At 67.1% G+C, this 15,647-nt stretch carries 20 protein-coding genes (1 of these 20 cut by a window edge); 13 read left to right on the top strand and 7 right to left on the bottom strand.

Going from position 1 to position 15,647, the window contains the following annotated elements:
• Positions 1-41: 41 nt before the first annotated feature.
• Together ILT46_RS09965 and ILT46_RS09960 are read right to left on the bottom strand one after the other, a co-directional pair.
• Positions 42-713, bottom strand: coding sequence for a COQ9 family protein (locus tag ILT46_RS09965; protein ID WP_199504487.1), 672 nt, complete (start codon positions 711-713; stop codon positions 42-44).
• Positions 713-1,315 carry an ankyrin repeat domain-containing protein gene (locus ILT46_RS09960; RefSeq protein ID WP_199504486.1) on the bottom strand — a complete coding sequence of 201 codons (603 nt, stop codon included), beginning with the start codon at positions 1,313-1,315 and terminating at the stop codon, positions 713-715. Before ILT46_RS09960 ends, ILT46_RS09965 begins: the two co-directional genes overlap by 1 nt.
• A 76-nt stretch (positions 1,316-1,391) precedes the next feature.
• Between ILT46_RS09960 and ILT46_RS09955 the strand changes: the two genes are divergently transcribed.
• The 8 genes from ILT46_RS09955 (at position 1,392) to ssb (ending at position 6,484) form a co-directional block, all read left to right on the top strand.
• Positions 1,392-2,021, top strand: coding sequence for an SCO family protein (locus tag ILT46_RS09955; RefSeq protein ID WP_233397171.1), 630 nt, complete (start codon positions 1,392-1,394; stop codon positions 2,019-2,021).
• Positions 2,009-2,458: a YcgN family cysteine cluster protein gene (locus ILT46_RS09950; protein WP_199504485.1), complete on the top strand. Its 450-nt coding sequence runs from the start codon at positions 2,009-2,011 to the stop codon at positions 2,456-2,458. The genes ILT46_RS09955 and ILT46_RS09950 overlap by 13 nt, the downstream gene beginning before the upstream one ends.
• On the top strand, positions 2,455-3,177 hold the full coding sequence (locus ILT46_RS09945) for a M48 family metallopeptidase (RefSeq protein ID WP_199504484.1): 723 nt from the start codon (positions 2,455-2,457) through the stop codon (positions 3,175-3,177). Before ILT46_RS09950 ends, ILT46_RS09945 begins: the two co-directional genes overlap by 4 nt.
• A 59-nt stretch (positions 3,178-3,236) precedes the next feature.
• On the top strand, positions 3,237-3,797 hold the full coding sequence (locus ILT46_RS09940; RefSeq protein ID WP_199504483.1) for a DUF4402 domain-containing protein: 561 nt from the start codon (positions 3,237-3,239) through the stop codon (positions 3,795-3,797).
• 58 nt (positions 3,798-3,855) lie between these two features.
• Positions 3,856-4,299, top strand: a complete 444-nt coding sequence (locus tag ILT46_RS09935) for a hypothetical protein (RefSeq protein WP_199504482.1) — start codon at positions 3,856-3,858, stop codon at positions 4,297-4,299.
• Positions 4,277-5,281 carry a bifunctional diaminohydroxyphosphoribosylaminopyrimidine deaminase/5-amino-6-(5-phosphoribosylamino)uracil reductase RibD gene (gene ribD, locus ILT46_RS09930; protein WP_370592409.1) on the top strand — a complete coding sequence of 335 codons (1,005 nt, stop codon included), beginning with the start codon at positions 4,277-4,279 and terminating at the stop codon, positions 5,279-5,281. The genes ILT46_RS09935 and ribD overlap by 23 nt, the downstream gene beginning before the upstream one ends.
• Positions 5,263-5,883, top strand: coding sequence for a riboflavin synthase (locus tag ILT46_RS09925; protein ID WP_199504480.1), 621 nt, complete (start codon positions 5,263-5,265; stop codon positions 5,881-5,883). The genes ribD and ILT46_RS09925 overlap by 19 nt, the downstream gene beginning before the upstream one ends.
• 82 nt (positions 5,884-5,965) lie before the next feature.
• Entirely contained in the window at positions 5,966-6,484 is a 519-nt protein-coding gene (ssb, locus tag ILT46_RS09920; protein WP_199504479.1) for a single-stranded DNA-binding protein, read from the top strand.
• A gap of 3 nt (positions 6,485-6,487) precedes the next feature.
• On the opposite strand, the gene ILT46_RS09915 is transcribed toward ssb, so the two are convergent.
• Positions 6,488-7,009: a YceD family protein gene (locus tag ILT46_RS09915; protein WP_199504478.1), complete on the bottom strand. Its 522-nt coding sequence runs from the start codon at positions 7,007-7,009 to the stop codon at positions 6,488-6,490.
• Entirely contained in the window at positions 7,006-7,524 is a 519-nt protein-coding gene (locus tag ILT46_RS09910) for a ubiquinol-cytochrome C chaperone family protein (RefSeq protein ID WP_233397170.1), read from the bottom strand. Before ILT46_RS09910 ends, ILT46_RS09915 begins: the two co-directional genes overlap by 4 nt.
• A 190-nt stretch (positions 7,525-7,714) precedes the next feature.
• On the opposite strand from ILT46_RS09910, the gene ILT46_RS09905 reads away from it, so the two are divergent.
• The 3 genes from ILT46_RS09905 to hslU are packed head-to-tail and all read left to right on the top strand — an operon-like array spanning position 7,715 to position 10,136.
• Positions 7,715-8,188 carry an outer membrane protein assembly factor BamE gene (locus ILT46_RS09905; RefSeq protein WP_199504477.1) on the top strand — a complete coding sequence of 158 codons (474 nt, stop codon included), beginning with the start codon at positions 7,715-7,717 and terminating at the stop codon, positions 8,186-8,188.
• A gap of 51 nt (positions 8,189-8,239) precedes the next feature.
• Positions 8,240-8,815 carry an ATP-dependent protease subunit HslV gene (hslV, locus tag ILT46_RS09900; protein WP_305079922.1) on the top strand — a complete coding sequence of 192 codons (576 nt, stop codon included), beginning with the start codon at positions 8,240-8,242 and terminating at the stop codon, positions 8,813-8,815.
• A gap of 16 nt (positions 8,816-8,831) precedes the next feature.
• Complete coding sequence (hslU, locus tag ILT46_RS09895; RefSeq protein ID WP_199504476.1) at positions 8,832-10,136, top strand: ATP-dependent protease ATPase subunit HslU; 1,305 nt, start codon at positions 8,832-8,834, stop codon at positions 10,134-10,136.
• Positions 10,137-10,146: 10 nt separating this feature from the next.
• On the opposite strand, the gene ILT46_RS09890 is transcribed toward hslU, so the two are convergent.
• Complete coding sequence (locus tag ILT46_RS09890; RefSeq protein WP_199504475.1) at positions 10,147-11,964, bottom strand: ABCB family ABC transporter ATP-binding protein/permease; 1,818 nt, start codon at positions 11,962-11,964, stop codon at positions 10,147-10,149.
• Between the two features lie 55 nt (positions 11,965-12,019).
• Complete coding sequence (locus ILT46_RS09885) at positions 12,020-12,940, bottom strand: aspartyl protease family protein (protein WP_199504474.1); 921 nt, start codon at positions 12,938-12,940, stop codon at positions 12,020-12,022.
• A 138-nt stretch (positions 12,941-13,078) separates the two neighbouring features.
• Between ILT46_RS09885 and ILT46_RS09880 the strand changes: the two genes are divergently transcribed.
• Both ILT46_RS09880 and ILT46_RS12425 read left to right on the top strand, forming a co-directional pair.
• Entirely contained in the window at positions 13,079-13,633 is a 555-nt protein-coding gene (locus tag ILT46_RS09880) for a class I SAM-dependent methyltransferase (RefSeq protein WP_370592412.1), read from the top strand.
• On the top strand, positions 13,630-13,968 hold the full coding sequence (locus ILT46_RS12425) for a glycosyltransferase (protein ID WP_370592408.1): 339 nt from the start codon (positions 13,630-13,632) through the stop codon (positions 13,966-13,968). The genes ILT46_RS09880 and ILT46_RS12425 overlap by 4 nt, the downstream gene beginning before the upstream one ends.
• A 508-nt stretch (positions 13,969-14,476) precedes the next feature.
• Here ILT46_RS12425 and ILT46_RS12180 read toward each other — a convergent pair.
• A protein-coding gene (locus ILT46_RS12180; protein WP_233397169.1) for an oligosaccharide flippase family protein crosses the window boundary here: on the bottom strand, positions 14,477-15,647 show its 3' portion. The gene runs 296 nt beyond the window's last position; 1,171 of the gene's 1,467 nt are visible here — the last part of the coding sequence; its start codon lies beyond the right edge, outside the window; the stop codon is at positions 14,477-14,479.

Genomic DNA, 15,647 nt, shown 5'->3' with positions numbered 1-15,647 from the left:
GCTAATTGCAACTGATTTGCAATAAGCCCGCCTGGATCAAATTATGCCGCCGGATAGCGCAGCCGGCCGAGGAAGCGGGTGAGGCTGAAATGCTCGCGCTCGGATTTGAGCAGCTGCGCCTTTGCCTTTTCGAACCGCATCACCCCCTCGATCCGCCGGTCGAGAAAGGCGCGTGTTGCGGCCTTGTCTTCGCTGGTATCGCCGGCATGGACGGAGAGCGTCGCGGCGTAGATCGAGGCGAGCATCGCCCGCTTGGTATAATGGTTGTAATCGGTGGCGGTGTCGCCGGCGAGCCGCCACATCCGGTCGGCACTGAGCCACCCGCGCTTGAGCGCGAAGCCGGCATTCTGCGGCAGCGCCATGATCGACAGCGCCCGCGACAGCGCCTCTTCCTTGCCGGTGGCTTGATCGAGCCGGAACTGCACCAGCCGGCGGATGCGCTCGCGGATCGGTGCGCCGGCCAGGCTTTCGGCCGGCAGCGCGGCCTCCATCGCCTGGTCAATCGCGTCGATCCACGCGCCGATCATCGCCTGCTGCCCGCCCTTGAAAGCATAGCGGACCACGTCGCGGTCAACCCCGTGCTCGTCGGCCGCCATGTCGAGCGCGGCTGTGCTCCACCCGTCGAACACCGCCGCATCGGCAATCGCCGGCGCGATCGCGACGCGCAATTCGTCGAGCGGCAGATCGGCCAGCGATGTCGGGGCGGCCACCATCAGCGCGGCCCGTAGCCGGCGCCATTGGCCGCGCCGGCGCGGGCGGCGGCGTCGAATTCGGCCAGAATCGCGCCGCCCTGTGCCTCGGCAATTTCGCGCGCCGAGCGGCCCGATGCATCGGTTTGCTGCGGATCGGCCCCTTTGGACAACAGCAACCGCACCATCGCCGTATCGCGCCGGTGGGTGGCGATCATCAGCGGGGTTTCCCCCGCGCCACCGCGCTCGTCAGGGCGCGCGCCGGCGTTAAGCAGCGCCTCGGCCCCTTCGACATGGCCCAGACTGACCGCGATGGTCAGCGGCGTCACCCCGTTGCGATCGCGCACATTGGGATTGGCGCCGCGCTGGGCGAGGAAGCGGATCCACACCGCATCGCGCCGCTGGGCCACAATATGCAGCGCGGTTTCGCCGGTCGCCAGATCGCGCGCATTGATTACCGTGGAGCCCGGCTTGTCGAGTGCGTCGGTCACCTCGGTCCCGTCACGGTCCTTGACCGCTTTCAGGAACTGGAACCCTTCGGAGAAATTCTGCGCCGCCGCGGGCGTGCCGGCAGCCATTGCCGCCAGCGCAATTGCCGCCATCGCTGCCTGCCACACCCGTGTCATCTTAACTGCCCCTGCCATTTCGGCTTCACGTTCAAAAGCTGTGCAAGCGACCTTGCGAAACGGGGGTTAGCAGAGCATGAACCGCCGCGCCATGCCTTCGCCCATCACCCGCTTGCCATATCGTGTTGCTACTGTCTGCGCGGCTGCCTTGGCGCTTGCCGCCTGCAATCCGGCGGGCGGGGGCGGCGCGGGTGAGCCGCCGCTGGCAGGCGCAGCGATTGGCGGGCCGTTCACGCTGACCGCCAGCGACGGGCGCACGGTGCAGTGGGAGGATTTCGCCGGAAAATATCGCATGGTCTATTTCGGCTATGCCTATTGCCCCGACATCTGCCCGGTCGATGTCCAGCGGATGATGCAGGGCTATAACGCCTTCGCCAAGGTGCAGCCCGCGCTTGCGGCGCGCATCCAGCCGATCTTCATCACCGTCGATCCCGAACGCGACACGCCCGAGGTGGTCGGCGAGTTCACCCGCGCCTTTTCCCCCCGATTGCTCGGCTTGACGGGCACCAGCGAACAGGTGGCGGCGGCGGCCAAGACCTTCGGCGTCTATGCCGCGCGCGGCACCGAGCAGCCGGGCGGCGGCTATCTGATGGACCATTCGCGCGTGACTTATCTGTTTGGCCCGGAAGGGCAGCCGCTGACCACGCTGCCGGTCGATCAGGGCGGCGATGCGGTGGCCGCCGAGCTGGCCAAATGGGTGCGCTGAGGGCGCGTTTCTGGCGGCTCCCGCTCGATCAGCTGACCCGCGCTGAGTGGGAGGCGCTGTGCGATGGCTGCGGCCGCTGCTGCCTGCACAAGATCGAGGATGCCGATACCGGCGACATTCAGGATACCAATGTCGCCTGCCGGCTGCTCGACCCGGCGACCGCGCGCTGCCGCAATTATCCCAATCGCCGCGCCCATGTGCCCGATTGCCTGCAACTGACGCCCGAGCTGCTGCTCGAGATCGGCTGGCTGCCATCGACCTGCGCCTATCGCCTGCGGGCGGCTGGGCGGCCGCTTTATCCGTGGCATCCGCTGCTGTCGGGCGACCCGGAGGGACCGATTGCCGCCGGCGTGTCGGCTGCCGGGCGCATCATCAGCGAGGACGAGGCGGGCCCGCTCGAACATCATCTGGTTGATTGGGACGAGACCGACGGATGATCGACTGGCTGCGCCATAGCGGCGATCCGGTGGTCGAACTGCCCAGCGGCGAGCTGCTGCCGCTGGCGCTGCGCCGGCACCCCACGGCGCGCCGGATGGTGCTGCGCCTCGCCGCCGATGGCAGCGAGGCGCGGCTAACCATGCCGCGTTGGGGCCGCACAGCGGAGGCGCTGGCATTCGCGCAAGCTCGCAGTGAATGGCTGGGGCAGCAACGCGCGCGCATCCCGCGTCGGCTGACAATCGACCACGGTATCGAATTGCCGTGGCGCGGCAGGCCGCTGATCATCGACTGGCAGGCCGGTGCACCGCGCGCTCCGCAAGTGGCCGACGGCCGGCTGGTGCTGGGCGGCGAGCGGGCGGCCATTGCGCGCCGGGTGCAACGCTGGATGGATCATGAGGCCCGCCTGCTGCTGGCGGCCGATCTGGCGGAGTATGCGCCCCGCGCGGGCTGCGCGGTGCCCCCGCTCGGCCTGTCGCGCGCGACGCGGCGCTGGGGCAGCTGCTCGGCGCGCGGGATGGTACGGATCAACTGGCGGCTGGCGATGGCGCCCGATTTCGTCCGCCGCTCGGTCGCCGCGCACGAGGTCGCGCATCTGGTGCATTTTGACCATTCCGCGGCGTTTCACGCGCTGCTGGCCGACCTTTATGAAGGCGATCTGACAGCCGCCAATCGCTGGCTGCGCGATCATGGGCGGACGCTTTACGCACCTTTCGGTTAACGCGCCACTCCTGGTGGCGCCCTAGGCATTCATTAACCATACTGCGCCATGATGGGCTGATGATCGCCCGTCTGACTGGCCTGCTGGTACTGCTCGGTGTTGTTGCCGGCACGCCGATGTCCGCCCTCGCACAAGGGCAGTGCGTCAATTGCGTGCTTCCGCCAGGCTGCCGCGGGGTCGGTAATGGCAAGAAGAACGATCCCCGCTGCGTGCCCCTCCCGGCGCTCGACCTGACGGTCGAAAGCAATATCGATTTTGGCCGGTTGCTGCTGGTCGGATCGGGCAATGGCTATGCGGTGATTGATCTTACCACCGGCAGCCGCACGCTGTTTGGCGAGCTGGACGATCTGGGCGGGATGCCGGTTGCTGGGCAAGCGACCATCACCGGCGGGCCGCGCGCCTCGGTGCGGGTCGACTTGCCGGCCAGCGTGACGCTGGTCGATGCGACGGGTGCGTCCGCCGAATTGCGCGATTTTCGCACCAGCCTGCCGTTGATCGCGACGCTGGGGGCCGACGGGCGGTTGACCTTCCGCTTTACGGGCACGCTCTACACCACCGCGCGCGCGGCAGGTGCGGGTCGCTTGCGCGGGCGGGTGCCGCTGCGCGTCGCTTACGAATAGCGCCTTTGCGCAGCGCGGGGGCTGGCGCGCAGCGGCTGCGCGCCCTATCTTCGGCGTGATGGGCAAGCTCAGCAAATATAATCCCGGCACCGGCATCGCCGATTTCTGGAGCGAGTTCCGGCGGCCGAACAAATGGCGCTGGCCGATCCTCGGCGCCGCGGCGCTGATGACCTTCGGCCTGCTCTACACATTGATTCCCGGCACGACCTATGGCGACCCGGTGCGCCCGCCGGTGACCTATATCACCACGCTGGCGCCTGATCGGAGCGATGCGGAAATCCGCGCGCGCAACCTCGCGCACCAGCAGGAAAAGGAGCGGCTCGCCGCCGAACAGGCCAAGCGCGACGAAGAGGTGCGCAACCTCTACCGCACGCTCGGCAGGATGTCGGGCATGGATGTCGAGCGGATCGAACGCGAAGCGGCTGCCGAGCGCGCGCGGGCAGAAGCCGCCGCTGCGGCCGCTGCCGCTGCTGCGCAGAGTGGGGGCGCCGATCGCAACTGATCGCGATTGGCTGGATGCGGCGGCGCGGCTGGCTTTGCGCGCGCGCCCGCTGGCCCGGCCGAATCCTGGCGTCGGCGCGCTGGTGGTCGCTGGCGGCAGGGTCGTCGGACGCGGCTGGACAGCGGCGGGCGGGCGGCCCCATGCCGAGGCCGTTGCGCTGGCGCAGGCGGGCAGCGCAGCGCGCGGCGCGACGCTTTATGTCACGCTCGAACCTTGCGCGCATGACAGCGCGCGGGGGCCCGCTTGCGCCGAACTGATTGTCGCCGCCCGGCTCGCGCGGGTGGTGGTCGGCGTTATCGACCCCGATCCGCGAACGGCCGGCGCCGGCATCGCCCGTATGCGCGCTGCGGGCATCGTGGTGGACTTGCTGGCGTCTGATGAAGCGGTTGAGAGCCTTGCTGGCTATCTTGTGCGCGCCGCGCATGGCCGCCCACACGTCACCCTCAAACTGGCTGTCTCGCTCGATGGCGCCATCGCCACTGCGGCCGGGGAAAGCCGCTGGATCACCGGGCCCGAGGCGCGCGCCCATGTCCACGCCCGGCGCGCGCTGGCCGATGCGATTTTGGTGGGCGGCGCGACCTTGCGGGCCGATTCCCCGCGGCTCGATGTGCGCCTGCCCGGCCTCGAGGGCCGCTCGCCCGCGCCCGTGGTGCTGAGCCGCCAGCCGCTCGCCGAGGTGCGGACCATCGCCGCGCCCGCCGATATTGCCGGGCTGGACGGGGTGTCGTGGCTCTATCTCGAGGGTGGAGCGGGCGCCGCCGCAGCGTTTCTCGCGGCCGATCTGGTTGACCGGCTGGACCTTTACCGCGCCCCCATCCTGCTTGGCGCTGGGCGGCGGGCGCTGGGCGATATCGGCCTGGGGGCGCTGGCTGACGCGCATGGCCGCTGGCAAGCGGTCGAACGGCGCGTGCTTGGCAAGGACGACTACGCCGCCTATCGCCGCCTCTCCACCAAGGAGCAGCCATGTTCACCGGCATCGTAAGCGCCATCGGCACCATCCGCGCCAGCGAACAGCGCGGCGATCTGCGGCTGACGATCGCCTGCCCCTACGACCCGCATACGATGGCGCTGGGCGCGTCGATCGCCTGTTCGGGGGTCTGCCTGACGGTGGTGGACAAGGGCGGCACAGAAGGCGACAGCTGGTTTGCCGTCGACGTCTCGAACGAGACGGTATCGCGCACGGCGGCGACCATGTGGGACACCGGGCGCGCGCTCAACCTCGAACAGGCGTTGAGGCTGGGCGACGAGCTCGGCGGCCATCTGGTGACCGGCCATGTCGACGCGGTGGGCGAAGTGGTTGGCCGGCGGGAGGAGGGCGGCTCGATCCGGCTCGACATCGCCGCGCCCGCCGCCATTGCTCCGTTTATCGCCGAAAAGGGTTCCGTGACGGTCGATGGCGTGTCGCTCACGGTCAACGGCGTTGCCGACCGGGCCGATGGCAGCACCATGTTCGCGCTCAACATCATCCCGCATACCGCCGAGGTGACCACGCTGGGCGCCTTGCGCGAAGGGGATGCGGTCAATCTCGAGATCGATACTATCGCCCGCTATCTCCAGCGGATGATGGCGCTGCGCGCGGCCTGAGCGCGGGAAAACTTGCTGGCCGCGCTTGGCTTTGCCGGCCGGGCATGGCTAACCGGCCAGCGAACAGACAAGGAATGATTCCATGGCAGGCAGCCTCAACAAGGTCATGCTGATCGGCAATCTCGGTGCCGATCCCGAGGTCAAGAGCTTCCAGAACGGCGGCCGGATAGCCAATCTGCGTATCGCGACCAGCGAGAACTGGAAGGACAAGCAGACCGGCGAGCGCAAGGAGCGCACCGAGTGGCACACGGTTGTCCTGCAATCGGACGGGCTGGTGGGTGTCGCGGAGCGCTATCTGCGCAAGGGCAGCAAGGTCTACATCGAGGGCCAGCTGCGCACCCGCAAATGGCAGGACCAGTCCGGCAATGACCGCTACACGACCGAAGTGTCGGTCGGCGGGATCGGCGGCGTGATGACCATGCTCGATGGCGCACCCGGTGGTGGCGGCGCCGGTGGTGGGGGCCAGCGCGGCGGCGGTAGCTCCGGCTATGGCGGCGGCAACGATAGCGGCAGCTGGGGCCAAGGTGGCGGCGGTGGCGGTGGCGGCGCGAGTGGCGGCGGGTCGAATTACGACGACCTCGACGACGATATCCCGTTCTGAGGTTTACTCGCGCGGGCGCAGCGCGCGCAGCGCATCGGCCAGCGTGCCGCCCGCCTGATCATCTGCAACGATTCCGGCGGCGCGGCGCACCTCGTCGGCGGCTGGTCCCTCGGCATAAGGGTCGATTGCCAGCCCGAGGCTTTGCGCAATCGCTTCACCCAGATCGAACGCGTCGCCGGTATAGGGGATTTCGTCCAGATCGCCGGCGGCCAGTTCGATTTCCTCGTCGAACCCTGTGCTGGGCGCCGCTGGCACGAACAGCAGTTCGACCCGCTCCTCGATCGATACCTCAAGCGGCTCGCCCGAGACTGCGCAGGGCTGCACCAGCGCCGCCTTGAGCCAGCCCGATGCGCGGGTGGCATCGCCATCATCGGTCAGCGTAACCTGCGCGTTCAACGCATCGAGCCGGACCAGCGCGAACCGTTCCGCCAGCGCCGCGCGCTCGGCTGCGCTGGCGGACAGGTCAATCGGCGCCGCGGACAGCGGGCGGGCCTTGACCAGTCGGGAAAATTCGGGGTCGTTCACAGCGCAATCCTCCCCTGTAGCAGACCGGCCGCGTCGGTCCGCGCGAGCCGCTGTGCCAGATCGGTAAGCCCCGCCACCACGCACGCAGCCGAACCATTTTCGCCCAGGGTCACATTGCGCAGCACGGCCCCTTCGAGCAGCGCCGGATCGCCGCCCGCATCGCGCAGCGCGCCGATCCGCCCGCCCAGCGTCGCCATCAGCCGGCCGACATGCTTGCCCACCACCACGTCGCCGACACCCTGCTCGCGCAATTGCCCGTCCATCTCCTCGACGAACCATTCGGTGAGCAAGGCCGAAGGGATCTTGAGCATGGGCTCGTGTTCCATCCGCAGCAATATCTGCGCCAGCACCAGCGTCACCATATCGAACCGCCCAGCCAGCGTGTCAGCCACACCGCACTGCGCATACCAGCGCACCGCGCGCGCCTCGGCCACAGTGGTACGCCACAAGGGGGCAAGCTCAGCCCGCGGATCGCGGCTAACGCGCATCATCTGCTGGAGGAATTTGACGATCATGCGTTCACCACGGGAGGTCAGGCCTTTCGGCGTCAGGATTGTTCAGCGGCAATTCAATCCCGCGCCGGCAGGGGCCGGCGGAGCGAAGTTGCATGGGCAGGTCGTTCGCCGTAAGGCGGGCCGGATATAGGCATCCGTGCCGCGCTCGGGAAGGGCTGCGCGGGCGCTGCTGGACAAGATTGGACGATTGATGCGGGCAGGCAAGGTTTTGGGCGTGGCGCTGGTACTTGCGGCGGGCGCTTCTACGGGCGGTTGCAGCTCGATCCGCGAGAACCGCGGCTATATCGTTGACGACGCGCTGCTGAGCGCGGTGCAGCCCGGGATCGACAATCGTCAGTCGGTGCAGGCAACGCTTGGCCGCCCGACCTTCACCAGCCAGTTCGGCGAACCCGTGTGGTATTACGTCTCGAGCGTAACCGGCCGCGCACCGTTCTCGCGTCCCCGTACGATTGGCCATCAGGTGCTGGCGGTGCGGTTCGATCAGGCAGGCAATGTCATCGCCGCCGATCGCAGCGGGATAGACCAGGTGGTCCGCCTGTCGCCCGACGGCGCCTCGACCCCCACCGTCGGGCGCGAGCGTGGCTTCTTGGAAGACCTGTTCGGCAATATCGGCCAGGTCGGCGCGCCCGGTGCGCGGCCTCCAGCGGGCGGTCCGGGCGTCTGACCCCTCTTCGCGCAGCTTGAAGCGCGCAGCGGCCATCCCATATCGCCGCGCATGACTGCTTCCGACATGAGCGCCCATGGGCTGATCCCGTGGCACGGCACCACCATCATCGGCGTGCGCCGCGACGGCCGCACAATCATCGCAGGCGACGGGCAGGTGTCGATGGGCAACACGGTGATGAAGCCCAATGCCCGCAAGGTTCGCCGGATCGGGGAAGGGGGCAAGGTGGTGGCCGGGTTCGCCGGGGCGACCGCCGATGCCTTCACCCTGTTCGAGCGGCTGGAAAAGAAGCTCGAACAGCATGGCGGGCAATTGCTGCGCGCGGCGGTCGAACTGACCAAGGACTGGCGGACCGACAAATATCTCCGCAATCTCGAAGCATTGATGATCGTCGCCGATGCCGACAATCTGCTGGTGCTGACTGGCAATGGCGACGTGCTCGAACCCGAAGAACGCGGCGGTACCGTGATCGCGGCAATCGGTTCAGGCGGTAATTACGCGCTCGCCGCCGCGCGCGCGATCAGCGACTATGAAACCGATCCCGAACTGATCGCGACCAAGGCGATGCAGGTCGCCGCCGATGTCTGCGTGTTCACCAACGACCGGGTCACGGTCGAAACCGTCTGACGGATACCAACGCTTTATGATTGACAACCTGACCCCGCGCGCGATCGTCGCTGCGCTTGACGAACATATTGTCGGCCAGGCCGAGGCCAAGCGCGCAGTCGCCGTCGCGCTTCGCAACCGCTGGCGGCGCCAGCGCCTGAGCCCCGAATTGCGCGACGAGGTGACGCCGAAAAACATCCTGATGATCGGGCCGACTGGCTGCGGCAAGACCGAAATCAGCCGGCGGCTGGCGAAGCTGGCCGAAGCGCCTTTCGTCAAGGTCGAGGCGACCAAGTTCACCGAAGTCGGTTATGTCGGGCGCGATGTCGAACAGATCGCCCGTGACCTCGTTGAAGAAGCGATCCGGCTGGAAAAGGAACGTCGGCGCGAAGCGGTGCGCGAGGCGGCGAGCAAGGCGGCGATGGACCGGCTGCTGACCGCGCTGGTCGGCGACAGCGCCAGCGAGGCCACCCGCGAAAGCTTCCGCCAGCGGATCGTCCAGAACGCGATGAACGACACCGAGGTCGAGATCGAGCTGGCCGAAAGCCCGGCCAATCCGATGCTCGACATGCCGGGGATGGGCGGCAATGTCGGGATGATCGACCTGGGCGAAATGATGGGCAAGGCGTTCGGCCGCCAGCAGACCAAGCGACGCAAGCTGAAAGTGCCCGATGCGTGGGACAAGCTGGTCGATGAAGAGGCCGACAAGCGGCTCGACCAGGACGATGTTGCCCGCGTGGCGCTGGCGAATGCCGAGACGAACGGGATCGTCTTCCTCGACGAGATCGACAAGATCGCGGTCAGCGATGTGCGCGGCGGCTCGGTCAGCCGCGAAGGCGTGCAGCGCGACCTGCTGCCGTTGATCGAAGGGACCACGGTGGCGACCAAATACGGTCCGATGAAGACCGACCACGTGCTGTTCATCGCCAGCGGCGCGTTCCATGTGGCGAAGCCGAGCGATATGCTGCCCGAATTGCAGGGCCGCCTGCCGATCCGGGTCGAGCTGAAGGCGCTCACCGAAGATGATTTCGTCCGCATCCTCAGTGAAACGCGGGCCAATCTGGTCGAGCAATATCGTGCGCTGATCGGCACCGAAGACGTGCAGGTGGAGATCACCGAGGATGCGGTGCACGCGATCGCCAGCATCGCCGCCGAGGTCAATCGCAGCGTCGAGAATATCGGCGCGCGGCGGCTGCAGACGGTGATGGAAAAGCTGCTCGAGGAGATCAGCTTTGCCGCCGAGGATCATCGCGGCGAGACGATCACCATCGACGCCGCCTATGTCCGCGAGCGTCTGGCCGATCTTGCCGGCAATAGCGACCTGTCGCGCTACATCCTGTAGGCGCGGCGGATTATTCAGCGGCGAGAGACGCGTCCTCGACGCTCTCGGCCTGACGCGCCCACATCTCTGCATAAAGGCCGCCATCGCGCAGCAGGTCGCGGTGGCGGCCTTGTTCGGCCAGGCGGCCATGTTCGAGAACCAGGATGCGGTCGGCATCGGCCACGGTCGACAGGCGGTGCGCAATCGACAGCGTGGTGCGATTTTCGCTCACCCGGTGCAGCGTTTCGAGAATGTCCTGCTCGGTCCGCGTGTCGAGCGCGCTGGTCGCTTCGTCGAGGAGCAGGATCGGTGGGTTCTTCACCAGCGTCCGGGCAATGGCGACGCGCTGCTTTTCCCCGCCGGACAGCTTGAGCCCGCGCTCTCCCACCTCGGTATCGAAGCCATCGGGCAGGGCTTCGATGAAGGGCAGGATCGCGGCACCTTGCGCGGCGCGCAGGACGTCCTCCGCGCTTGCCCCCGCGCGGCCATAGGCGATGTTGTAGCCGATCGTGTCGTTGAACAGCACGCTGTCCTGCGGAACGATGCCGATCGCCGCGCGCAGCGAATCCTGCGAGACGGTAGCGATATCCTGCCCGTCGATCAGGATGCGCCCCGACCACGGATCGTAGAAACGGAACAGCAGCCGGGCGATGGTACTCTTGCCGGCGCCCGAGGGGCCGACCAGCGCAATATGCTGCCCCGCCTCGACCGCAAAGCTCAATCCGTGAAGGATGGTCCGTTCGCGTTCATAACCGAACACGACATCGTCGAACACCACGGTCGGCCGGCGGATGACCAGCGCCGGGGCACCCGGCCGGTCGGCGATCTCCACCTCGGTATCCATCAGGGCAAACATCGCCGCCATGTCGATCAGGCCCTGCCGGATCGAGCGATAGACCATGCCGAGCATGTCGAGCGGGCGGAACAACTGGGTAAGGTAGGTCTGCACCGCCACCAGGTCACCTACCGACAGCCGCCCACGGCTCCATTCCCAGACGGTGAAGCCCAGCGCGAAGGCCATCAGGAGGTTCATTACCAGCGCCTGCGCGATATTCAGCAGCCCGAGCGAGTTCTCGCTCTTGGTCGCTGCTGCCGCATAGGCGCGGGCGGAAGCGGCATAGCGTGCGTTCTCGCGCTCCTCGGCGTTGAAATATTTGACCGTCTCGTAATTGAGCAGCGAATCGACCGCGCGACTAAGCGCCTGCCCGTCGAGCGCGTTCATCTCGGCCCTGAGCTTGGTCCGCCATTCGGTGATCAGGCGGGTGAGAAAGATGTAGATCACCACCGTCACCGCCGTCGCCAGCACCAGTGGCGCCCCGAACAGCGTGTAGAAAATGATCCCGACCGCGATCAGTTCGATGATGGTCGGGGCGATGTTGAAAAGCAGGAAATAGAGCATCGTGTCGATGCTCTTGGTGCCGCGCTCGATCAAGTTGGTAACCTCGCCTGTCCGCCGCGAGAGGTGGAAGCGCAGGCTCAGCCGGTGGAGCCGGCGGAACACGTCCTCGGCAAGATGGCGCGCGGCATCCTGGCCGACCCGCTCGAAAATCATGTTGCGGACGTTATCGAAAGCTGTTGCCAGAAAGCGCCCGGCGGTGAAGGCAAAGGCCATGCCCAGCGCCAGCCACAACAGCGGGTCGCCGCCTTGGGCCATGGTATCAACCAGGCGCTTCATCGCCAGCGGGGTGGCAAGCGTGACGCCTTTGGCCAGCAGGACCAGCACCATCGCCCGGACGATCCGTGCCCGCAGGTCTGCGCGCCCGGCGGGCCACAGATAGGGGATGAACCGCCTGAGCGTGCCCCAGCCATCGTCGACGGCTGGGGGGGAGGTGGCGGCGTCGGGCGGCATCGTGGGCAAGATGGGGCGGCGAACCGCTCACTGCAACCGGCCCGATCCCGGTCGGTCAGTTCAGGCGGCTGGCATCGCGGTGATCGAGATGGATCTGGCTGTCGGGCACATCGAACAGCACGCGCGCCCGGCGAAAGTCGATCGCCACCCGTTCGAACGTCCGCAAGTCGCGCATCCCCAGTATCAGCGCGGGCTTGTCCGAGAGGCCGAGTTCGCGGAACGCCGGGCTGTCGGTAAAGGACATCGGCATGTCGGCCAGTTGCAGCCGGTCGATGGTGATGTTGCGCACAAGTGCCAGCGTTCGGGTCGCCTCGACCCCGTTGACGTCGCGCGAAGTCACGGTCGCCCCGGGCCGCGTACGCAGCCGCGCCTGCAGCGCCAGATTGCCGATTGAGGTGTTGGCGCCGGTATCGACGATTACCGCCGTCCGGACCCCGGCGACGCGCGCATCGGCAATAATCATCCGGCCCAGCCGCCGCCGCGCGCGCACGACAATCTCGTAACCCTTGTCGCCACCGAGGTCGTGGGCGTCGGCAACCCGCAACTCCCGCGCCCGGAAATCGAGCAGCACGCGCAGATCCTGCAACGCGTCGAGGCCGAGGATCCCGTCAGCGCCAATATTGCGCGCCTCGAGCTGCGGCACGACAAGATTGCTGAACGATCGGTCGGCAAATTCGAGATCGTCCATCGTGAACACGGGCACCAGCACGCGGCTGTCGGTGCCGACCACCCACGCCATCCCTGCTGCCGGTAAGCCCAGCCGCGCAACCAGCGCGGGCGTCACCACGGTCGCCTGCGCGCCGGTGTCGACCAGAAAGCGGAACGGACCATGCCCGGCGATCATCACGGGTACGGTCACGCGCTCCGATGCATCATGCGCTGCATCGACAATCGTTTCGGCGGGCGCATTCACCGTCTCCGCTCGCTCGGCCGGCGTGACTTGTGCGAGAAGCAGGGCGAGCGTGGTACCGATCACGAAAAGCACCTCCGCGAGGGGCTTTACCACGCCGAGGTTTGTGAAAACATCGCTTGTGAAGCGGTCAGCGGCTAAGGTCGGGCATCAAGGCGGACCGACCGTTCGCGCGTTTGCCAAACGAGCCGCCATGCTGGCGGGATATGGCACCACCCACATCACGCGCACAGTCGCCTACCGCGCGGTCGCGCGGTCGAACAGTGCCTCGATGCGCTCGGCGCCGAGAGGCTCGATGCGCTGGAAAACGCCGCCGGCTGGAAGTGGCGCCAGCGCCGATGGGCCAGCTATACCGAGATGAACTGGTCGCAATACGACATCTGCGAGCACGTGCTGGACCGGCAGTTCGACGTGATTATCGCCGATAATGTCTGGGAACACCTGCCATATCCGGCGCGCGCCACGCGGCACGTGCTGCAAATGCTGCGCACTGGCGGCATGTTCATCAATATCACCCCGTTTCTCATCCGCCGCCATCTGGTGCCGACTGACTGCACCCGCTGGACCGAAATGGGGATGCGCTATTTCCTCGAAGATTGTGGGTTCGACCCGACGGCGATCCATACTGGAAGCTGGGGCAACCGGGCGGCCGTGCGGGCCAATTTCAACCGATGGGCCCGCACTGGCTGGAGGCGCCGGCTGCCGAATGCGCGGGACTTTCCGGTCACCGTCTGGGCCTTCGCGCGCAAGCCGGAATGAGCGGGTTGGAACGCATCGCGATCATCGTCCTCGTGCATAATGAGGAGCGTCGTATCGTCCGGTGCCTGGCGAGCCTGCCGCTCGGCGCCGAAGGGGTGGCGGTGCACGTGGTGGTCAATGGCAGCAGCGCCAGGACGGCCGAAATCGCGCGCGGCTTTGCCGGGGTCGGCGTGCACGACTGGCCAGAAGGCGGCAAATCACGCAGCTGGAACCGGATCATGCTCGACACGCCGGCGGTCGATGCCAGCACGGCCTATGTACTGGTCGACGGCGATGGCGAACTGATAGCCGGCGCGGTCGATGCGCTGGCCGATGTTCTTTCCGGCGCGCCTTGAGCCAATGCTGCCGCCGGGATGCCGCGCAACGGCCGCCGTGCGGCCCATTATCGCGGCGAAATGGCGCGCGAACGTGGCCTGTTCGGTGATCTTTATGCCCTGTCCGCCAGTTTTGTCAGCCGCTGGCGGCAGAGCGGGCTGCGGCTGCTCGACGACCTGATCGGCGATGACGGGTTGGTCGGAGCCCTTGCGAAAACGGACCTGGGGCATGAAGCGATGTGGGACGATACGCGGGCTGTGCCGCGCGTCGATGCCGGTTTCGTGTGCGAACCGGTGTCGCTTGCCGCTCCGTCGAGCTGGCCGCTGCAATATCTCCGGATGATCAATTATTCGTTGCGACATTTCCAGGACCGGATCATCAGCGCGATCCTGCGCAGCCAATTCCCGACCGGCCTGCCGCCGAAATTGGCGGTGCTCTATCCTGCCTATCTGCCCGGCTTCGCGCCCCGCCCCGACCCGCGCGTCTGCCAGTTCGATCGGCTCGCACTCGCCCGGAGGCTGCTGACATCTAGCGCGTTGGCACCCGGCGCAGCCGCCAGCCGCGCAGTTTGCCGAGCGCGACATCGGCGAGGTCGGCCGCACTGGGATGGCGCACCGCCAGCAATGTCGTGTACCACAAGGCAACCCCCGCACCCGCAAGCAGGGCTAGGGCCGCCAGTGGTGTCTCGATTGCGGGGCGCCACAGGGTGTAGCTCACGAGCAGCGGGACCACAGCGGCGAAGGCGGCAAGCGCGGTCTTGGCATAGAGTGTCAGCAATTCGCGCCAGGAAAAGCCGACCAGCCCCTGCACGAAGGCCGCATGGATAACCCACCAGATCAGGCCATGAACCACGCGCGACATCGCGACCCAGATCAGCCCATAAGGTGCGGTGAGCAGCATCAGTCCGACCGAGATCACCGCATCGGCCATGGTCAGCCCGATAACCCGGCGCCAGCGCCCCAGCAGATACCCAACCTCGATCTGCATCGGCAGCGCGATGAAGAAGACCTGCGCCAGCGCGACCCAGCTCAGCACCGGGGCAGCGCCTAGCCAGCGCGGGCCGTACAGCGTGTTGATCAGCGGCTCGGCCGCAACCGCCAGCCCGGCCATCGCCGCCCAGGTGATGGCGCACAATGCTGCAGTGAGGCGCAGATAGAGCGGCCCCAGTGACTCCCCGCGATCCTTGGCACGGGCCAGTGAAGGATAAAGGACCGAGGCAACCGGCCCGCCGACCAGCATCCGGAATTGCAGCGCCAGCCCCGTCGCCCGACTATAGAGACCCAGCGCCGCCTCGCCGATCAGCTTGCCGATGACCAGATCAGGCGCGCGCGACCCGATGGAGCCGGTGAGCGAGAGGGCGCTGGCGGACAGTCCGTAGCGGAACAGCCCGGCCGTGCCCCGCCAGCTTGGCGGGAGAACGCGCCAGATCGGGCGGACGAATTGCGCAAACAGCGCCCGGCTCGACTGATATGCTAGGATGCCGAACGCCAGCGAGAGCGAGGAGAAGCCCAACCACGCGGTTAGCAGCGTAGCCCCCACGGTGACGATGTTGGCACCGATATCGACCAGCGCATAGGCCCGAAAGTCCATGTCCCGCTGTGCCAAAGCCAGCGGGACCACCGTGAACGGGATAAAGACGAAGGAAACACCGATCAACGCCGTGATCGCGAACAGGTCGGGATTGCCATATAGGCGCGCG

The organism is Qipengyuania sp. YIM B01966 (assembly GCF_016461955.1).
GTDB lineage: Bacteria > Pseudomonadota > Alphaproteobacteria > Sphingomonadales > Sphingomonadaceae > QFOP01.
The sequence above is the reverse complement of the archived record's forward strand: the minus strand, read 5'-3'. Positions and strand labels throughout refer to the sequence as shown.